Below are 19,740 nucleotides of genomic sequence, written 5' to 3'. Positions count from 1 at the left end.
TTTTTGGTAAATAAAATATGCAAATTCAATTTCACTTATATAACACTCTTAGCCGTACTAAAGAGGTTTTTAATCCTCAAGATCAGGCTAACGTAAAAATGTATGTATGTGGACCGACTGTTTATGATAATCCTCATATAGGTAATAGTAGGTCGGTAGTAGTATATGATTTACTTTATCGTATAGTTATAAAAATATTCGGCAGTAGAGCAGTAAAATATGTACGCAATATTACCGATGTTGACGATAAAATTATTGATAGAGCTGAACTACTTGGCATTACTATTAATGAGTTGACTGATAAAGTTACTCAAGAGTTTCATACAAATATGGCATATTTAGGTTGCATGCTACCGAGTATTGAGCCGAAAGCTACAGAGCATATTGATGTAATGATCGAAATAATAGAACGCTTAATAACAAAAGATCACGCATATATTGCTGATAATCATGTTTATTTTGATGTTTTATCAGCTCCAAATTATACGGAATTATCTAACCGAAATTTAGAAGAAATGTTTGAGGGAGTACGTGTAGAAAATAGTAAAACCAAAAAAAATCCACAGGATTTTGTATTATGGAAACCGGCAAAGCAAAATGAATCGGCAAATATGAATTTTAAAAGCCCTTGGGGACTTGGTCGCCCGGGATGGCATATTGAATGTTCAGCCATGAGCTACAAATATTTAGGTGAGAATTTTGATATTCACGGAGGCGGAGCAGATTTAATCTTTCCGCATCATACCAATGAGATTGCTCAAAGTAGATGTGCTTTTCCAAGTTCTACCTATGCTAAATACTGGATACATAACGGTTTTTTAACGGTTAATGGTGAGAAAATGAGTAAATCTCTTGGCAATTTTATTACCGTAAGGGATTTAATGGATAAACAAATTCAAGGAGAAGTAGTAAGGTTATTTTTATTAAGTAGTCATTATAGACGTCCCCTTGATTATAATGATAAAGCTATAGAAGATGCTAAGAAAACTTTAGATTATTGGTATAGAGCTATAGAAAATATTAATGTGCAGAAAATAGATTTACCTCATAATTTCATGCAAAGCTTACTTGATGATATGAGTACGCCGCTTGCCGTAAAAATAATTAATGACTACGCTAAAGGGGTATTTACTTCTACAACTGAAGAAGGAAGGCAGCTTAATGCCTCTGCTCTTATTACTTGTGCTAATTTTATTGGTTTAATGAATAAGACTTCACACGAGTGGTTTAATAGCGGTGTGGATGAACTCTATATAAATGAACTTGTAAATAAACGTTTAGAAGCAAAAAAACAAAAAAATTGGTTATTAGCCGATCAAATTCGAAGCCGTCTATTAGAACAACAGATAATTCTAGAAGATAAACCTGATGGTACTACTATTTGGCGAAAAGAATAAAAGCTTGTAAATTACGCAATATGCGTATATAATTTGTAGGCTTGTAAGTCGTCATTGCGAGAAGGCGTTGCTACGTGGATCGTTTTTCCGTTGTCATCCCCGCGACTTGATCGCCGGGACCCAGTTAAAAATACTAACATTGTTAGTATTTTTAGTTGTTTTTTGGATCCCGTGGTCCAAGCCACGGGATGATACCGAATGGGTTTTCCAGTCCACGCAACAACACCGCTACGGTATGACACTTTGTAAGCAAAAAATTCACACGTAAGATATATGTTAGTTCATGTATGTCATACCGTGGCTTGTACACGGCATGACAGTCTTACGGAGGTATAAACTAACAATTAAGAGAATTTAAAAATGTCAAAAATACCATCTGTTAACATTAAAGAATTATTAGATGCGGGCGTGCATTTCGGTCACAAGACCTCACGCTGGAATCCTAAAATGGCATCTTATATATATGGTGAACGTGATGATGTTCATATAATCGATTTAAGACAAAGTGCCGCTTTAATGAGCGTTGCTTTGAATGCAATATATGAAACCGTAAAAAAAGACGGTAAAATATTATTTGTAAGTACTAAAATACAGGCAAGTGATATTATAGCGGAATATGCCGAGAAATGCGGGCAGTATTACGTAAATCATAGATGGCTTGGCGGTATGCTAACTAACTGGAAAACTATTGCGGGTTCAATAGAAAAACTAAATAAGTTAGAAAAAACCTTAGAAAGCGAAGAAGCACTTATGGGTTATACTAAGAAAGAGATACTCGATATGAGCCGTAAGAAAGATAAGTTACTTCTATCTCTTGCCGGTATTAGAAATCTTAATTCTAAACCTGATCTTCTAGTAGTTATTGACACTAATAAAGAGCATATCGCAATTAATGAAGCGGTAAAGCTTAATGTTCCTATAGTTGCAGTAGTCGATACTAATTCTAATCCTGATAATGTGGATTATCCGATTCCGGGTAATGATGATTCTATAAGGTCAATAAGACTTTATTGTAGTTTATTTGCAGATGCGGCATTACAAGGACTTGAAGAATCAATGAAAGCTTCAGGAGTTGATATGGGGGCTATGCAGGAGCATACAGATAAGGCTTTAACTTCTAAAAATGTTTCTAAATTAAAACAAGCTAAAAAATTCTCTAAAACGAAAAATATTGATGGAGAGACAAATACAGAATTTGAGCAAGCATTAAATGATGCCGATGAAAATAAAAATTCTGATAATGCATAAATGTTGTTGCGTGGATACCAGAGTCGTCATTGCAAGCAGCCGTAAGGCTGTGCGGCAATCTCATGAAATAATAACAAACTCCTGAGATTGCTTCGTCAATTATTTCATAATTCCCTCGCAATGACGATTAGGTGTCTACACAACCCAAGCCAAATATAATAATTAAGGAGAAAGTAAGGATGAGTGAAATAAATATAAGTGCTGCAGCGGTTAAAGAATTAAGAGAAAAAACCGGTGCAGGTATGATGGACTGCAAAAAAGCATTAATAGAAACCAGCGGTAATTTTGAAGAAGCTATTGATTTTCTGCGTAAGAAAGGTTTGGCTGCTGCTGCAAAGAAAGCCGGACGCATTGCTTCTGAAGGTTTAACGGTTGCAAAAGTTGATGGGCTTACCGGAGTGATAGTTGAAGTAAATTCCGAAACGGATTTTGTTGCTAGAAATGAGCAGTTTCAGGATCTAGTTAAGGATATTGCAAATCTTGCAGTAATTGCAAAAACTATAGATACGCTAAAAACATCTAAAATGCAAAGCGGTAAATCAGTTGAAGAAGAGATTATAGAAAATATCGCTACAATCGGTGAAAATTTAACATTACGTCGTATGGATATATTAGAGATATCCGAAGGAGCAATCGGTTCGTACGTGCATAATGAAGTTGTACCGAATCTAGGAAAAATTTCCGTATTAGTAGGTCTTGCGTCTAACGCAAAAGATAAAGCAAAACTAGAAGTTTTAGCTAAACAAATTGCTGTTCATGTAGCAGGAAATAACCCGCAAAGTATAGATGATTCAAGCTTGGATCAAACACTCGTAGAGCGTGAGAGAAAAGTATTTTTTGAGAAATCTAAAGAAGAAGGAAAGCCTGATAATATTATAGAAAAAATGGTAGAAGGTAGAATACGTAAATTCTTCTCTGAAGTTGTATTGCTTCAACAAAATTTCTTATTTGAGCCTAAACTTACCGTTGCGGAAGTAATTAAAAATGCTGAAAAAGAACTCGGTGCAGAAATTAAAATCGCCAAATTTATTAGATACGAACTTGGTGAAGGTATAGAAACAAAGAAAAAAACTTTGCCGATGAAGTAGCTGCTATTACGCAGGGTTAACGGTCTTGTTTTTTTCGTCATTGCGGGGAAAATTATGAAGTAATTGACAAAGCAATTTAGTTAAAAATGCTAATTTATTACATTTTTTGGATTGCCACGTTCCTTATAATCGCGGTGTTGTTGCATAGCTCGTTTTATGTCATTCCCGCGGATGCGGGAATCCAGCAAAACCTATAAAAACTTGTTTTTATAGGTTTATTTTGTCAACATTAAGAAATTATTTTCTGGATTCCTGCTTCCGCGGGAATGACATCGAGTAGGTTTTTCGAGCCATGCAACAACGCTTATAGTCGCTCGCAATGACGATTTTGGATTCATGCAATAAAGCTCTACTTTTGTGGGGATGATATCAAGTACTTTTTGAATAACACCAACTCAGTTCTTCTTTACTCTCCTAAAAGTTCTATAGTAAATTCGCAATCGAGGTGATCTATATTTATTTACACTACCTTTAACCCCGATTATGGATAAGGAATAGAGAGGAAGGAAGGTTGCAAGAGTTATTAAACCTTATATAAATAGGGCACTGAAGGAGTAAAATAAAGGTTTAATAACATGTGTAAATATACTACAATATTTTGTATAGTAGATAAATTTTGTAAAATTTATGAGAAATGGGTAAAACATCAATTGCTGAAAAGTAATAAGCAAAGATTTAGAGAAGGTAAGCTTTCCTTAAGTGAAGAACTCTCAATAATGATTTTTACCATTTTAGTGCATATAAACATTTAAAAGCTTATTACCAAAACTTTATTATTAATGGTAATTTGTTCAGGAATCCACCTTGTTATGAGAGATTTGTTCAGCTTATTCCTTCATTATTTCTGCCATTGATTGTGATGTTACATTACTTAAGTGGGAAAAGAACGGGAATTTATTATGCAGATTCCACACATTTTGCAGTATGTAAAAATATCAGAATTAATTCTAACAGAACTTTTAATAATCTTGCAAAAATGGGACGTAGTTCTGTCGATTGGTTTTTTGGATTCAAGCTTCATATGATAATCAATGATAAGGGAGAAATTATTGCTGTTAAAATTACCAAAGGTAATGTTGATGACAGAATTGCATTTGAAGCAATGGTTATCAAAAAGGTCTAAAAGGTAAGTGTTATGATGATAAGGGGTTTATTTCAGAAAAAATGTTTACAAAACTTTATAAGCAAGGTTTAATAAAAATTACCGGAATAAGAAAGGATATGAAAAACTATTTATTACCTCTTTTGGATAAAATCCTTTTAAGGAAGAGATTCATTATCGAAACCATTTTTGGCTACATAAAAGAGAATTTTAATTGTACAAGTTACGACTTAATCTGACAGAGTTGAGTAATCAGGCAGCTTGATGGGCAATCATCAAATTGTCTGATATTCTCTCTATATTACCAATATTTTTATCTATATTACCAATATTACCAATATTTTTATCTTTAGCAATATAAAGTGAATCTGTAAAAGATTGCATTGGTGTTTTACCAAAGCAATGTTTACCGGAATGAGGTCTTGCATTATTGTAACTCACAAGCCAGTTATCTATATCTGTTTGCAATTCATCAAGTGAATTATAAAATTTTTTGCGGAATAGAATGTGATAGCACTCTTCCTGCATAGTTTTATGGAAACGCTCACAGATACCGTTGGTTTGAGGACTATATGCTTTAGTTTTGGAATGATCGATATTCTCAATGCCAAGATATAGTTGGTAAGCATGGTTTTCTGGTTTTCCACAATATTCCGTACCTCTATCAGTTAATATTCTAAGCAGAGGGATATCATGGTTTGCAAAGAATGGAATAACCTTATCATTTAAGTGGTCTGCAGCTGTAATAGCCGTCTTTTCGGTATAGAGTTTACAAATAGCTACTCCTCAATAGGTATCGACAAAAGTTTGCTGATAAATACGGCCTATGCCTTTAATATTACCAACATAGTAAGTATCTTGTGAACCAAGGTAGCCAGGGTGCATAGTTTCTATTTCACCACTAGCTTCACGTTGGTTTTTAACTTTTTCAAGAACAGCAAGTTGATTATCACTTAAAACAATACCATCATTTGCTACTTTAGTCTCTAGAGCTTTTAGACGTTTTTTGAAACTTTCTAAATCATGACGTAACCACACAGATCTAACTCCGCCACCAGAAATGATTATCCCACTCTTGCGTAATTCATTAGCAGCACGTTCCTGACCAAATGCTGGAAATTCAACAGCTATATTAACTACAGCATCCTCTATATTTGCGGGCACACGATTCTTAATGCAAGCTTTACGTCTAGTCATCTCATATAGAGCTTCCCCCCTCCCCACCTTGATCATGGAGCTCTTTGTAACGATAAAATGTATCCCTGCTATAACCCATTACTTTGCAAGCTTGTGATACATTCCCTAATTGTTCAGCGAGTTTTAATAAACCGATTCTTGGCTTTATGATTTTTTCTTGATATGTTGTCATCTGACAGTCTCCTTTTTAGTAGGTTGTTAAAACTTGCCAGGTACTATCTTATCTTTTTTCTTCGTACCCAACAATCCTTAACTGTCAGATCAATTCTTTACTTTTACATTTTAATATTACTCCTTCCAGACATCGATCACCTATTAATTTCTTTACTTCTCTATTCTCTGCTCTTATTGCTTACCAACTTAAACCTAATAAACCATGTATTTCTTATCCATAATCGGGGTTACGTTACTCTTCTGCCTCTAGATATTTCTCTAGCTCTTCCTTAGTATATTTCTTTTCTTTAAGCTTTATTTCGTTATTAAATATATATTGTACAACTTTATCTTCTAAGGCAGGACCTTTAAGTCCTTCAATTGCTCTAGGATTTTTTTTATAAAAATCAAATATCATATTTTCCTGCCCAGGAAAATTACGTGCTTGTTGCATAATAACTTTTCTTAAATCATCAGGCTCTAATTGCAAATTTTTAGATTTTGCATATTCAGCAAGTAATAAGCCTATTCGCACACGGCGTAGGGCTAATTTATTATAATATTCTGTTATTTCTTTAGAGGATTTATCTTTTAATAATGATTCATCTTGGTCATTTTTATCGGTTTCGGACTTTAGAATATTTTTTTCTTGCTCTAATAAAGATTCCGGTACATCAAAATCTAACAATTTTTCTAACTTATCAAATAAGTTCATTTTCATTATAGTATTAATAGCTTCTTCCGACTCATTTTCTATTTGTTTAGTAAAATGTGTACGCAATTCTTCAAGGCTATTACTTTGGAATTTTTTAGCAAACTCCTCATCAATAACGGTAGGTTCTGCAGTATGTACTGCTTTAATTTGTACTGCAAAACGAGCATCTTTACCTGCTAAATCTTTAGCATGGTAATTTTCAGGAAAAGTAACATTAACATCTACTTCACTACCTGTTTTAGAACCTATTAATTGTTTCTCAAAACCTGGAATAAGTGTATTACTACCTATTACTACCTTAAAATCATTTAATTTACCGCCTTCAAAAGCTTCATCCTTGATGTATCCGATTGCATCAATAGTAACCTGATCTCCATCTTTTATTTTTGCTTTACTTTCTTTGGTATAGCTTTTTGTTAATGCAGCAAGTTTTTCTAGTTGTTCTTCAACATCTTTAGAGTTTACTTCTAATTTTGGACGATCTAGTGAGATTTTCTTTAAATCCGGAATAGTAATTTTAGGTAATAGCTCTATTTTTACGGTAAATTCTAAAGCTTTATCGGGTTCGTTTTGTAATTCTTCAATTTTGGGTCTACCGATTATATTTAGATTATGCTCTTTAATAACGTGATTTACCGAATGGTTAATTCTTCTTTCTATTATATCATTCCTGACGGAAGTACTGTATTTTTTCTTAACAATTGAAACCGGTACTTTACCGGCTCTAAAACCCGCTATTTTAACTTTTTTGGTTAAATCAAGTAATTCTTTTTGAATATCGTCATCTATCTCACTTAAAGGAGTAGAGATTCTTGCATGAAAATCCAATCCTTCGTTTTTTAATACGGTAATTCCCATTTTAATAATCCATTAATTCTGTACATAGTTTGCTAATCAAAATAAACTAAAGAGCTGAAATATGCAATAGTTTTTGTAAAATCCCATTAGGATTAGGTATTGTTGACTGTGAGTTTCGCAGGACTCACCTTTGTCGGCATATATAGTAAATCACCTTAAATTAAGTGCAATTTTTTAATTTTTAAAAAATTGCACTTAATTTAAGGTGATTTACTATAGTCGTATATTTTTGCAATCACTAACTATTTAGAGTTAGCACTTAACAGCAATTGAGCAATTTCCATAGCAGTAAGCTCCTGCTTCTTATAATTTTCAAGAGCTTTAATAATTTTGGATTTATCAAATGTCTTATCTATTAATATAACAATATTGAGCCCGATTTCCCTTTTTTATTATCGTAACCCCGATTATGGATAAGAAATACATGGTTTATTAGGTTTAAGTTGGTAAGCAATAAGAGCAGAGAGCAGAGAAGTAAAGAAATTAATAGGTGATCGATGTCTGGAAGGAGTAATATTAAAATTCTCTTTTATGTGGCCAAAAATGGTTTCGATAATGAATCTCTTCATAGCTAAACGAGATGCGAGTAACTTATTACTACTGCCTGCTAAGATTTTCATGTGAGTGATTTATGTTGTTTATCGTCATTGCGAGGAAATTTTGGCGTTGTTGCATGGCTCGCTTCACCTCTGTTATGCCGTGGCTTGGCCACGAGATCCAGTTAAAAATACTAATATTATTAGTATTTTAGTTGTTTTTCTGGATCTCGTGGCCAAGCCACGGCATAACAGAGGTGAAGCGAGCCATGCAACAACGCCAAAATTTCCTCGCAATGACGATTTAGGATGACAGTGAAATAAGCTTAAGAACTACTTTCTAATTTTTGTATTAGTGCCTCAAAACCTTGATTTTTTAAAGTATCAGTAAACTCGTCTTGTTGAGCTCCAATAAGACTTACACCTTCCGTAATTATATCAGAAACTTTAAAAACGTCTTTTCCGTTTCCTTTCATTTCACGTACAAGATATTCTACTTTAATAGGGTCTTGCTCTTTATTACTAATGAGATTCATAGCAACCATAAAATCGGTCGAGCTTAAAGGACGAACTCCTACTATTTTAGGCTGTTCACCTTTATAATCTTTTATTAAATCAGTATAAGATTTAGTAACATATTTAGAGTAAACTTTGATGAATTCCTGAACCTGCCCACCTGATAAAGTTTTTATCCCATTTCTGCCTAATGTATATTTAGCCATCCAATCAAAATCTAGGTTCTGAGACACTAACTCACGTGCTTTAGCAATTTTTACTCGCTCAGATAGCTTACTATCGTTTAATATACTAGAAGCTTCATTTACTAAATTAGTAACGTAACTGTTCAAACCGGCAGGCACTTTTTCATTAGAATAAACGGGAAACGTTATAACTAATAGAAATAAACCTGTAATAATTTTTTGCATATAATCCTCTTTAATTTAATTAATTCTTGGGTTTAGGACATTTAAAATTTTCAGGATATTGAACAGATGCTTCACGAGCACGATGTAATGCTGATCTAATAGCCACATAAGGATCGGTAGAATTCTTCATCACATAATCACTAAACGGTAACACAACATATCGATCGTTTATTTTACTAACTGCTAGTACTCCTAAGTCAAAATCATTATGAGTGTAGTACATTAATGGATTAAGAGCATAATTAGTAATTACCGAATCCGTCATGTCTCTTGCGTTAGTACTACCGATTATCGGCAATACTAAATAAGGACCTGGGGCAACCCCATAATGTGCGAGGGTACTACCGAAAGTTTGACGATCAGACGGCAAACCTACTTTACCTGCTACGTCAAATAAACCGCCTATGCCAAGCGTCGTGTTAATGAGAAACCGCCAAACGCTTTTCATAGTTTTATCGTAATTTAACTGAAGCCCATAATTTACCACCGTAAGCGGTGTATCGACATTACTGACGAAACTATTAACACGTGCTTTTACGTAATCATTCGTGATGTTCTTATAACCTAACGCTAAAGGACGCAATATTATATAATCTAACACAGAATTAAATGCAAACACTTTACGGTTAAATTTTTCGTATGGATCATAAACTTCCAAGCAACCGCTTTCATTTCTTCCACCATTATAGTTATATATGTCATTATCAACATATTCAAGATCAGCTCTTATCAATAATGAACATAAAATAATGGATAATATAATTAATATTCTCATTGATTTATGCTGTTTTCTTACAAACAATAATACAATATTTATTGTTTTCCGCTAGTATTATTTCTTCCGAAGTTAATATAGTAAAATTATTTTTTTGCAAAATATTATTTATTTCATTCAAGTTAAAAATAAATTCTTTGCGTTTTACTGAAAATTGTGTCTTCGCCGCATTCGGTAAACAAAGAGTAAAATACCCTTGTTTACTAAGAGATGAGTATATTAAATTAAAATATTCTATTAAATTGTTAGTAAACAATAATCCACAAAAACTAAAAATAATATCAAATTTATTAGTGTTTTGTTTTAAAAATTCATCTATAGCAATATTATATATTTGATCGTAAATTTTAGTGTTCGGATAATATGTTTCTTGTAAATCATTCATTAAAGTAGAAATTTCTACACCGGTTAAAGTAAAACTTTCCGGAAAACGTTTTTGTATTTCATAACCTACAAGCCCTATATTACTTCCAAGTTCCAAAATAGAGTAATTATCCGGTAAATCAGATATCTGCTTAAGTGCTTCATTAACAAACCTATACGGAAGATGGATATTTTTATCGTTATTAAAAATAGTAGGATAATATTGTGCTGTTAAATCACGATATTTTCCCCAAATTTCTTGAGGTATTTCAGTAATATCCTTATAATTTTTCAAAAAATTTATAAATATAGCTTTATATTTTTCATTAGATTTTTCTAAATATTCTATAGCTTGTCTGTAATTTTTTTTTAAAAAATAAACCCATCCGAGTTGATAATATACTTTAGAATCATTAGGATTAAAAAATTTATCGACTAGTTTAAACCTAAGCAATGCATCATTTAAATTACCTCTATATAAATGATCAAGTCCAAGCTGATAATTAGTTTCGGCTAAATGAGAGAATTTATATTTACAATCACTTATATAATTCTTAAATTTCTTAAATTCTAAAATTTTATTCTTAATAAAATTCGATATATTTATTATAGTTAAGCAATAACGTTTGATTTTGTCTTTTATTTTACCGAACATAGTTTAATTACTAAATTAATATTACTTACTATAATAAAGCATATCTTGATAAATTTTTAAATAAAATAATTTTATTGTGATTAAAATTGCTGTATTATCGCTTTTATAAATAAAGCTTGTTGTGCGGATCAAAAGGGTAAACGTCATTGCGAGGAAATTGCATAGCAATTGACGAAGCAATCTCAGGATATTTGATGAGATTGCCACGCAGCCTACGGCTGCTCGCAATGACGACTCTAGTATCTATGCAACAACACCTAATGCATTAATACGGACTCAAATTATGTCAATTATTTCTACGAGGCTAAGTTCTATAAAGCCATCGCCGACCCTTGCAGTCGTAAAAAAAACTCTTGAACTTAAAAAAGCGGGAGTTGATATTATCGCACTCGGTGCCGGTGAGCCTGATTTTGATACGCCTGACAATATTAAGGAAGCGGCGATTAAAGCGATTAAAGATGGCTTTACTAAATATACTAACGTTGAGGGTATGCCTCTTTTAAAGCAAGCAATAAAAGACAAATTCAAACGTGAAAATAATATAGATTACGAACTTGATGAAATAATAGTAAGCACCGGCGGTAAGCAAGTTATATATAATTTGTTTATGGCATCTTTAGACAAAGGGGATGAGGTAATTATTCCGGCACCCTATTGGGTTTCGTACCCTGATATGGTTGCACTTAGCACAGGAACACCTGTTTTTGTAAATTGCGGAATTGAAAATAACTTTAAATTAAGTGCAGAAGCTTTAGAATGTTCAATTACAGATAAAACTAAGTGGCTTATTATTAACTCTCCTAGTAACCCGACAGGTGCAAGCTATAATTTTGAAGAACTAGAAAATATTGCTAAAGTTTTAAGAAAATATCCCCATGTAAACGTAATGTCCGATGATATTTACGAGCATATTACTTTTGATGATTTTAAATTTTATACATTAGCCCAAATAGCACCTGATTTAAAAGAGAGAATATTTACCGTAAACGGAATATCTAAAGCTTATTCTATGACGGGTTGGCGTATAGGCTACGGTACAGGCTCTAAAGCTTTGATTAAAGCAATGACTATTATTCAGTCGCAAAGTACTTCAAACTCTTGTTCAATAAGTCAAATGGCTGCTATTGAAGCATTAAACGGTCCTCAAGATTATATAAAGCCTAATGCTTTAAATTTTCAAAAAAAGCGTGATCTTACTTTATCAATTTTGAAAAGAATAGAATATTTTGAGTGCTATAAGCCGGAAGGGGCATTTTACTTATTTGTTAAATGCGATAAAATATTTGGGCATAAAACTAAATCAGGAAAAATTATTGCAAATAGTAATGATTTTGCCGAATATTTACTTGAAGAAGCAAAAGTTGCCGTAGTACCCGGTATTGCTTTCGGCTTAGAGGGATATTTTAGAATCTCTTATGCTACTTCTATGGAAGAGCTAGAAGAGGCTTGTATTAGAATTGAGAGGGCTTGTAGTTCTATAGGTTGATTATGTTGTATGGCTTCAGTTTTCCCATTGTCATACCGTGGACAAGCCACGATATGACAAATTAAGGTAATCAATGCGGAAAGTTTTTAAAAAATTTTTAAAAAATAATAAATACGTACTTAGTATAATTACTATTTTACTATATTGGTATTTGCGTTTTGTTTACTTTACTTCAAGGCAGAAATTTATATTTTACGATAACGGCAATAAGGAAAAATTCCTAAACGAACAAGGTGTAATCTTTGCATTTTGGCATAATATGCTCGCCTTAAGTCCGGCTATGTTTATAGGACATAGAAATATCTATGCTTTAATATCCCCGCATTTAGACGGAAAAATTTTAAACGATTTAGTAGGAAAATTCGGTTGCAGAGTTATAGTAGGTTCTACTAATAAAAATCCAATTGGAGCTTTACGTAATATTATAGGTAAGCTATCTCAAGGTGCAAATATAATAGTCACGCCGGATGGTCCTAAAGGACCGGTATATAAAGTAAATAGCGGCATTACTGAAATTGCCTATAGATATAACAAAAAACTTATTCCGATAGTAAGTAGTACCTCTAAATGTTTTAGACTAAAAAGTTGGGATAAATTAATAATACCCCTACCGTTTGGTACTATTAAAATCATAGTTGGCTCACCTTTAGAACTCACAAATGATAAAATACAAAACCATATAAGCCTTGAAAAACAATTAGCAAGCTTAAAGAGCTTAAAGAAATGATGCTATTATATTATGCTTTAAGCTTTATATTATTACCTATTTATTTCATTATAATTCTTATCCGCTTATTAATAGGTAAAGAAGATATAAGACGCATCCAAGAACGTTTTGCTATCGGGAAAAGCAGACAAGACTATTCATTAGACTTCTTGCATAACGAAGCTAATAAAGAGGAATTTAAAGGAGACACGGAACGCAGAACCGCAGCGTACACAAGCGTACGTGAGGATTCGAGTACCGGATCGACGTATAAATTACCTTTAGAAGCAAGTTATGCAAGAAGTCTAATATGGATTCATGCAGCAAGCATCGGCGAATCTATGGCAGCTTTAACATTAATATATAATATAAGTAAACGCTATCCTGACGTTTGTTTTTTAGTAACTTCTTGGACTAACAGCTCCGCTAAAATATTAACTGCCAAATTACCTAAAATAGCAGTTCACCAATTTTTACCGATAGATAATATTATTTTTACTCGAAAATTTTTAAGAAATTGGCAACCTAATTTAGGTATTTTTATAGAATCGGAATTATGGCCGTGTACTATTAATGAGGGAGCGAGGCAGTGTAAATTACTGCTAGTAAATGCTCGTATTTCCGATAAATCGTTTAAAGCTTGGCTAAAAAGAAAAAGCTTTTTTCAGCTTATTCTCAAAAATTTCAGTAAAATTATCGTACAAAGCGAGCGTGACTTACAAAAATTCAATGAACTTGGAATATCGAATGCAGTTAATTTAGGCAATATTAAATTTGCTAATGAAAAACTTCCGGTCAATCAAGAAGAGTTATCAAAATTAAGCTTACATTTAGAAAATAGGCGAGTCGTGGTATTTGCTAGCACTCATCCCGAAGATGAAGAAGTGATTTTGCCTATAATCAAAAACCTAAAAGAGCAGTTTTTAGATTGCTATATTATCTTAATTCCAAGACATCCTGAGCGAGTTAAATCAATTATCGATAATTGTAAGTCACATAATTTATCCGCTACCACTAAATCACAAAATGATTTACCTGTTTTAAGCGATGACCTTTATATAGTTGATAGATTCGGTGAAATGGGGTTGTTTTTTTCCGTAGCTACAATTTCTCTTATCGGCGGTTCTTTTAAACAAGGCGGGCATAATATTTTAGAAGCGGCATATTTCTCTAATTGTATTATATTCGGTCCCGATATGAGTAAAAACACCGATATCGCTAAAGGCATACTGCAAAATGAAGCAGCTATCCAAATCAAAAACGGTGAAGATTTACTAACCAAACTAACATATCTACTTAGGTCTAATAATTCTCTAGAACTTAAAGCCTATCGTGAAAATGCTTTAAAATTTGTTGAGGACAACCAAAAAATCCTAGATGAATATTTAAAAGTAATTACAAAGTTTCTTTGATAGCTGAATTCGGTTAATAAAAATAGAACTTCTAAAATAATATTTGACTTCTAATTGTAATATGATTAAATAAGCCTTATTTAATCATGGAGGAGGTATTATGTTTACACAAGATCCGGAGACCATACGCAGAATTGCAAATAAACAGGCAACAGATGACCTTGAGGCAAGAAAAAGAGCTAAAAAATACGGAAAGTCATCTGATAGCGGAGATGGAGAATTTTTAGGAGCCGTAATAATAATTACCGGTTATGTATGCTATAAAGCAGTGGAAGGGGCGGTAAAAGTTACAACTACTGGAAGTAAAATTTTGGTAAATGCTTATAAGATAAATACAGGGAAAATAGAAGTTTTAGGTACCGATCCCGAAAGTAAAACAACCTATATAACCCCGATTATGGATAAGGAATAGAGAGGAAGGAAGGTTGCAAGAGTTATTAAACCTTATATAAATAGGGCACTGAAGGAGCAAAATAAAGGTTTAATAACATGTGTAAATATACTACAATATTTTGTATAGTAGATAAATTTTGTAAAATTTATGAGAAATGGGTAAAACATCAATTGCTGAAAAGTAATAAGCAAAGATTTAGAGAAGGTAAGCTTTCCTTAAGTGAAGAACTCTCAATAATGATTTTTACCATTTTAGTGCATATAAACATTTAAAAGCTTATTACCAAAACTTTATTATTAATGGTAATTTGTTCAGGAATCCACCTTGTTATGAGAGATTTGTTCAGCTTATTCCTTCATTATTTCTGCCATTGATTGTGATGTTACATTACTTAAGTGGGAAAAGAACGGGAATTTATTATGCAGATTCCACACATTTTGCAGTATGTAAAAATATCAGAATTAATTCTAACAGAACTTTTAATAATCTTGCAAAAATGGGACGTAGTTCTGTCGATTGGTTTTTTGGATTCAAGCTTCATATGATAATCAATGATAAGGGAGAAATTATTGCTGTTAAAATTACCAAAGGTAATGTTGATGACAGAATTGCATTTGAAGCAATGGTTATCAAAAAGGTCTAAAAGGTAAGTGTTATGATGATAAGGGGTTTATTTCAGAAAAAATGTTTACAAAACTTTATAAGCAAGGTTTAATAAAAATTACCGGAATAAGAAAGGATATGAAAAACTATTTATTACCTCTTTTGGATAAAATCCTTTTAAGGAAGAGATTCATTATCGAAACCATTTTTGGCTACATAAAAGAGAATTTTAATATTACTCCTTCCAGACATCGATCACCTATTAATTTCTTTACTTCTCTATTCTCTGCTCTTATTGCTTACCAACTTAAACCTAATAAACCATGTATTTCTTATCCATAATCGGGGTTATAGTAGCAAATGATGGTATTGTTTTAAGTGATAATCAACTTGCTGTTCTTGAAAAAGTTAAAAACCAACGTGAAGCTAGTGGTGAAATAGAAACTATGCACCCTGGCTACCTTGGTTCACAAGATACTTACTATGTTGGTAATATTAAAGGCATAGGCCGTATTTATCAGCAAACTTTTGTCGATACCTATTGAGGAGTAGCTATTTGTAAACTCTATACCGAAAAGACGGCTATTACAGCTGCAGACCACTTAAATGATAAGGTTATTCCATTCTTTGCAAACCATGATATCCCTCTGCTTAGAATATTAACTGATAGAGGTACGGAATATTGTGGAAAACCAGAAAACCATGCTTACCAACTATATCTTGGCATTGAGAATATCGATCATTCCAAAACTAAAGCATATAGTCCTCAAACCAACGGTATCTGTGAGCGTTTCCATAAAACTATGCAGGAAGAGTGCTATCACATTCTATTCCGCAAAAAATTTTATAATTCACTTGATGAATTGCAAACAGATATAGATAACTGGCTTGTGAGTTACAATAATGCAAGACCTCATTCCGGTAAACATTGCTTTGGTAAAACACCAATGCAATCTTTTACAGATTCACTTTATATTGCTAAAGATAAAAATATTGGTAATATAGAGAGAATATCAGACAATTTGATGATTGCCCATCAAGCTGCTTGATTACTCAACTCCCCAAAATGATTTTGAGCTTCTTTACTACTAATACTTTTCATATTGTTACTTTATTTAGTTTGTATAATTATTATATTATAATAGCTATTATCAATATGATAACTACTAATTATTAATATCTAACTAATCAATTGTCATGTAATAAAAATGCCTTTTCAATAGGAAGTAATTTTAATTCCGGTAACATCGGCATAATTAAATTTATTCCGGCTTTTTCGTTACTATTACCGTGTACCAATATAAAAGAACCATTTTGAACTTTTTTGCCTTTAGCAAGCCATGCCTTACTGCCAAGCGGGATAAATCCCAAATCTTTTAGTTTTTCTATTAATGTTTGATCAGAAACTAATCCAGGGAAACGAAAGAAAGGCGACGGAGCAATATTATAACTTACTAATATTTTCCCTGCTTCTAATACTTCATTTTCAAAATCATCTTTATTGGAAAGAAGGAAATTATCTTCAAGAGGTTTATCTTTAAAATAAGGATGACTAAACGAATGATTAACCCATGTTATTTGTAAATAACCGTTTTCTTGTTGCTTTATTAGCCACAAAAACTCCTCTTGATGTTTATTAATCCATAATCCTGAAATACATATAGCAATCGGAATAGGTTTATTTAGTTTGATCTATAATTCTACGAGCTTTTTAAAAAAATCTTCTTCAAAACTTTTGGAAGAAGGACACATATCAATCGTAAGAAATTGACCTTTTACTTTATACATGCTACTCGTAGCACCGTAATTTTGTTGTACAGCGTCATTCACAAAGCTTGACACAGGATGAATTTAAAGTAAGTCTGCGGAGCAATAGTACGTGAGCAAAGACTTAACTCGAAAAATTTGCCTGTGTCAAGCTTTGTGAATGACGCTGTATAGAGCTATATTTATTTAAAACTTTAATATACGGAGTTTTATTTAATTTTTTTAGAAGATTTTCTTTTTCTATTTTATCGTAGGTAAAATTACCAGCTCTTGTAGGGCTATTTCAGTTTTAAAAGAATTCGGATCTACTAAAACGAAATATGATTTTTCATTATTTAAATAAGAACGAATAGCGATTTTTATTTTTTCAGCAATTACAGGCAAAAATACCGGTTTATAATCAGTTATAATCGCTGCTTTTTCATCCGCATAACTTAAATTAAAAAACAATATTATAAAAATAAAACTTAAAATATTTCTCATTACTACTCATTCAAGCATTGTTACGTGGATCAAAAAATGCGTTCTAGGTAATACCTTGGCTTGACCACGGTATCCAGAAAAATAACTTAAAATACTAATAATAGTAGTATTTTAAACTAGATCCCGCAATCAAGTCGCGGGATGACAGAGGTGGAATTGATACATGCAACAACGCTTACTCTTTCATAACATAATTATAAAATTCCGCAATTTTCTCTTTTACCGCTGCGGGATCGTTCATCAAATTAACGGCACCTCTAAACTCTGCCGAATTCGGTAAACCGCTACTATACCAACCAATATGCTTACGTGCAATAGGTACGCCCACGGATTCACCGTAATAATCAAGTATTGCATCATAATGCTCTGTTACAATATCTAGCTGCTCTGCTATAGAGGGAGCAGATTTTTCTTCACCCGTTTTAAGGTAATGATCAATTTGTGAAATAAGCCAAGGTTTGCCGTATGCTCCTCTACCGACCATAATACCGTCCGCACCGGATTTTTGCAGGGCTTCTTTTGCTTTGGCAAAATTAGTAATATCACCGTTAGCAATAACCGGAATTTTTACCGCTTCTTTAACTGATCGTATAAAATCCCAATCGGCATTACCGGAATAAAACTGACATCTAGTTCTACCGTGAACGGTAACCATCTGAACACCTGAGCTTTCAGCAATTTTGGCTAAAGTCGGAGCATTTTTCGTATTATCATCCCAGCCCATACGCATTTTAACGGTTACCGGCAGCTTAACCGCTTTAACGGTAGCTTCAAAAATCTTAGATGCCAGCTGCTCATTCCTCATTAGAGCTGAGCCTGAATAACCGCCTACTACTTTTTTTGCCGGACAGCCAAAATTAAGATCGATAATTTTTGCCCCCATATCCTCGTTCATTTTAGCAGCTTCAGCTATTACATTCGGCTCACAGCCCGCTAGCTGTATACAAGCACTTGTTGCATCATCACGCATAATAGCACTTTTTTGTAGTGACTGCCTAGATTCCACAATCATTGCTCTACTTGCTACCATTTCAGAAACTACAAGCCCTGCATCGAATCTTTTCACCAATCTTCTAAATTCCAAATCCGTAACACCCGACATTGGAGCTAGTATAATATTTGAAGAAAGCTCAATATTGCCGATTTTGATCATAAAAACCGTTATAAAAATAAACGCTCATAATATCATAATTAAGTATTTTTGTCTAATATTACTAATTAAGAATAGACAAAAGCCGATTAATCTATTATAAACTTATTGTTGTATTTGGTTTTCCAGTCATTGCGAGGAGAAACTGCAGGTTTCGACGAAGCAATCCAGTTAAAAAATTCTAATTTATAGAATTTTTTTTATTATCTTTTCTGGATTGCCACGCTCCTTTCAGTCGCTCGCAATGACGATTTAGGCATACTCTGAATAAATGAGGAGTAAGTAGACAAAGTTTAATTTGGAAAAGAGCAAGGAGTTCACAAGACGAGGAACGCAGCGCTTATACGTGAGTACCGCAGTACTTGTAGAACGACATAGCCAATTTTTCAAATTAAACAAGTATATACGGCCATGTAGCTCAGTCGGTAGAGCAAAGGACTGAAAATCCTTGTGTCGTTGGTTCAATTCCAACCGTGGCCACCATTCTTTATTTCTATTCCAATTTATATACACCTCAAACAGCGAACACATTATAAATTAAGGACTTTTTGCTGTCCAAAAAAAGTTAGATAATGTTGAATCTTTCTAGTGATTCTTCTTTAAATCAATCTCAATTCATTTATTTATACTTCTAATTAAATTTCTATTGGATTTTTAAAACTACTTATTACAGTTTATCCATATTTTAGTTATTTTTTTAACAAAATATTAAAACTTATAAGATTT

The 19,740-nt window shown here is 32.8% G+C and carries 16 protein-coding genes, 1 tRNA gene and 4 pseudogenes; 13 read left to right on the top strand and 8 right to left on the bottom strand.

Features of this window, described 5'->3' with window-relative positions; translation table 11 throughout:
- The first annotated feature begins 17 nt into the window (after window positions 1-17).
- From cysS to RMONA_RS07875, 5 genes and pseudogenes are all read left to right on the top strand, one after another.
- Complete coding sequence (cysS, locus tag RMONA_RS01980) at window positions 18-1,397, top strand: cysteine--tRNA ligase (RefSeq protein ID WP_023507415.1); 1,380 nt, start codon at window positions 18-20, stop codon at window positions 1,395-1,397.
- A 360-nt stretch (window positions 1,398-1,757) separates the two neighbouring features.
- Window positions 1,758-2,645, top strand: coding sequence for a 30S ribosomal protein S2 (gene rpsB / locus RMONA_RS01975; RefSeq protein ID WP_023507414.1), 888 nt, complete (start codon window positions 1,758-1,760; stop codon window positions 2,643-2,645).
- A 179-nt stretch (window positions 2,646-2,824) separates the two neighbouring features.
- Window positions 2,825-3,753, top strand: a pseudogene (tsf, locus tag RMONA_RS01970) (translation elongation factor Ts).
- 839 nt (window positions 3,754-4,592) lie between these two features.
- Complete coding sequence (locus tag RMONA_RS01965; RefSeq protein WP_023507103.1) at window positions 4,593-4,856, top strand: transposase; 264 nt, start codon at window positions 4,593-4,595, stop codon at window positions 4,854-4,856.
- Window positions 4,857-4,897: 41 nt separating this feature from the next.
- Window positions 4,898-5,074: a transposase gene (locus tag RMONA_RS07875; RefSeq protein ID WP_242402797.1), complete on the top strand. Its 177-nt coding sequence runs from the start codon at window positions 4,898-4,900 to the stop codon at window positions 5,072-5,074.
- Between the two features lie 13 nt (window positions 5,075-5,087).
- On the opposite strand, the pseudogene RMONA_RS01960 reads toward RMONA_RS07875, so the two are convergent.
- From RMONA_RS01960 to RMONA_RS01940, 6 genes and pseudogenes are all read right to left on the bottom strand, one after another.
- A pseudogene (locus tag RMONA_RS01960) lies at window positions 5,088-6,204 on the bottom strand (IS481 family transposase).
- 234 nt (window positions 6,205-6,438) lie between these two features.
- Window positions 6,439-7,758: a trigger factor gene (gene tig, locus RMONA_RS01955; RefSeq protein WP_023507411.1), complete on the bottom strand. Its 1,320-nt coding sequence runs from the start codon at window positions 7,756-7,758 to the stop codon at window positions 6,439-6,441.
- A gap of 407 nt (window positions 7,759-8,165) precedes the next feature.
- Window positions 8,166-8,378 (bottom strand): hypothetical protein, encoded by a 213-nt coding sequence (locus tag RMONA_RS09115; RefSeq protein ID WP_023507410.1) that lies wholly within the window; start codon window positions 8,376-8,378, stop codon window positions 8,166-8,168.
- A 242-nt stretch (window positions 8,379-8,620) separates the two neighbouring features.
- Window positions 8,621-9,220 carry a Tgt2/MlaC family protein gene (locus RMONA_RS01950; protein WP_023507409.1) on the bottom strand — a complete coding sequence of 200 codons (600 nt, stop codon included), beginning with the start codon at window positions 9,218-9,220 and terminating at the stop codon, window positions 8,621-8,623.
- Window positions 9,221-9,239: 19 nt separating this feature from the next.
- The gene (locus tag RMONA_RS01945; protein ID WP_023507408.1) at window positions 9,240-9,995 is read right to left on the bottom strand and encodes an MlaA family lipoprotein; all 756 of its coding nucleotides are present in this window, start codon (window positions 9,993-9,995) and stop codon (window positions 9,240-9,242) included.
- Window positions 9,996-9,999: 4 nt separating this feature from the next.
- A complete protein-coding gene (locus tag RMONA_RS01940) occupies window positions 10,000-11,013 on the bottom strand; it encodes a methyltransferase domain-containing protein (RefSeq protein ID WP_023507407.1) in 1,014 nt (337 codons plus the stop codon).
- Between the two features lie 283 nt (window positions 11,014-11,296).
- On the opposite strand from RMONA_RS01940, the gene RMONA_RS01935 reads away from it, so the two are divergent.
- The 7 genes and pseudogenes from RMONA_RS01935 to RMONA_RS07865 form a co-directional block, all read left to right on the top strand.
- Entirely contained in the window at window positions 11,297-12,499 is a 1,203-nt protein-coding gene (locus tag RMONA_RS01935; protein WP_023507406.1) for a pyridoxal phosphate-dependent aminotransferase, read from the top strand.
- Between the two features lie 73 nt (window positions 12,500-12,572).
- Entirely contained in the window at window positions 12,573-13,226 is a 654-nt protein-coding gene (locus RMONA_RS01930; RefSeq protein WP_023507405.1) for a lysophospholipid acyltransferase family protein, read from the top strand.
- Window positions 13,223-14,617 carry a lipid IV(A) 3-deoxy-D-manno-octulosonic acid transferase gene (gene waaA, locus RMONA_RS01925; RefSeq protein ID WP_023507404.1) on the top strand — a complete coding sequence of 465 codons (1,395 nt, stop codon included), beginning with the start codon at window positions 13,223-13,225 and terminating at the stop codon, window positions 14,615-14,617. Before RMONA_RS01930 ends, waaA begins: the two co-directional genes overlap by 4 nt.
- 100 nt (window positions 14,618-14,717) lie before the next feature.
- The gene (locus tag RMONA_RS01920) at window positions 14,718-15,029 is read left to right on the top strand and encodes a hypothetical protein (RefSeq protein WP_023507403.1); all 312 of its coding nucleotides are present in this window, start codon (window positions 14,718-14,720) and stop codon (window positions 15,027-15,029) included.
- A 361-nt stretch (window positions 15,030-15,390) separates the two neighbouring features.
- Window positions 15,391-15,654: a transposase gene (locus tag RMONA_RS10820; RefSeq protein ID WP_023507103.1), complete on the top strand. Its 264-nt coding sequence runs from the start codon at window positions 15,391-15,393 to the stop codon at window positions 15,652-15,654.
- A 41-nt stretch (window positions 15,655-15,695) separates the two neighbouring features.
- Window positions 15,696-15,956, top strand: a complete 261-nt coding sequence (locus RMONA_RS10815; protein ID WP_023507102.1) for a transposase — start codon at window positions 15,696-15,698, stop codon at window positions 15,954-15,956.
- A gap of 11 nt (window positions 15,957-15,967) precedes the next feature.
- Window positions 15,968-16,663 (top strand): annotated as a pseudogene (locus tag RMONA_RS07865) (integrase core domain-containing protein); the annotation flags it as partial.
- A 139-nt stretch (window positions 16,664-16,802) separates the two neighbouring features.
- On the opposite strand, the pseudogene RMONA_RS01900 reads toward RMONA_RS07865, so the two are convergent.
- Both RMONA_RS01900 and dusB read right to left on the bottom strand, forming a co-directional pair.
- A pseudogene (locus RMONA_RS01900) lies at window positions 16,803-17,864 on the bottom strand (polysaccharide deacetylase family protein).
- 175 nt (window positions 17,865-18,039) lie between these two features.
- A complete protein-coding gene (gene dusB / locus RMONA_RS01895) occupies window positions 18,040-19,017 on the bottom strand; it encodes a tRNA dihydrouridine synthase DusB (RefSeq protein ID WP_023507399.1) in 978 nt (325 codons plus the stop codon).
- Window positions 19,018-19,421: 404 nt separating this feature from the next.
- Between dusB and RMONA_RS01890 the strand changes: the two genes are divergently transcribed.
- Window positions 19,422-19,497, top strand: a tRNA-Phe gene (locus RMONA_RS01890).
- Window positions 19,498-19,740: the final 243 nt, after the last annotated feature.

The organism is Rickettsia monacensis (assembly GCF_000499665.2).
Taxonomy (GTDB): domain Bacteria; phylum Pseudomonadota; class Alphaproteobacteria; order Rickettsiales; family Rickettsiaceae; genus Rickettsia; species Rickettsia tamurae.
Note: the sequence above shows the minus strand (reverse complement) of the source record. Positions and strands in the feature narration are given on the sequence as shown.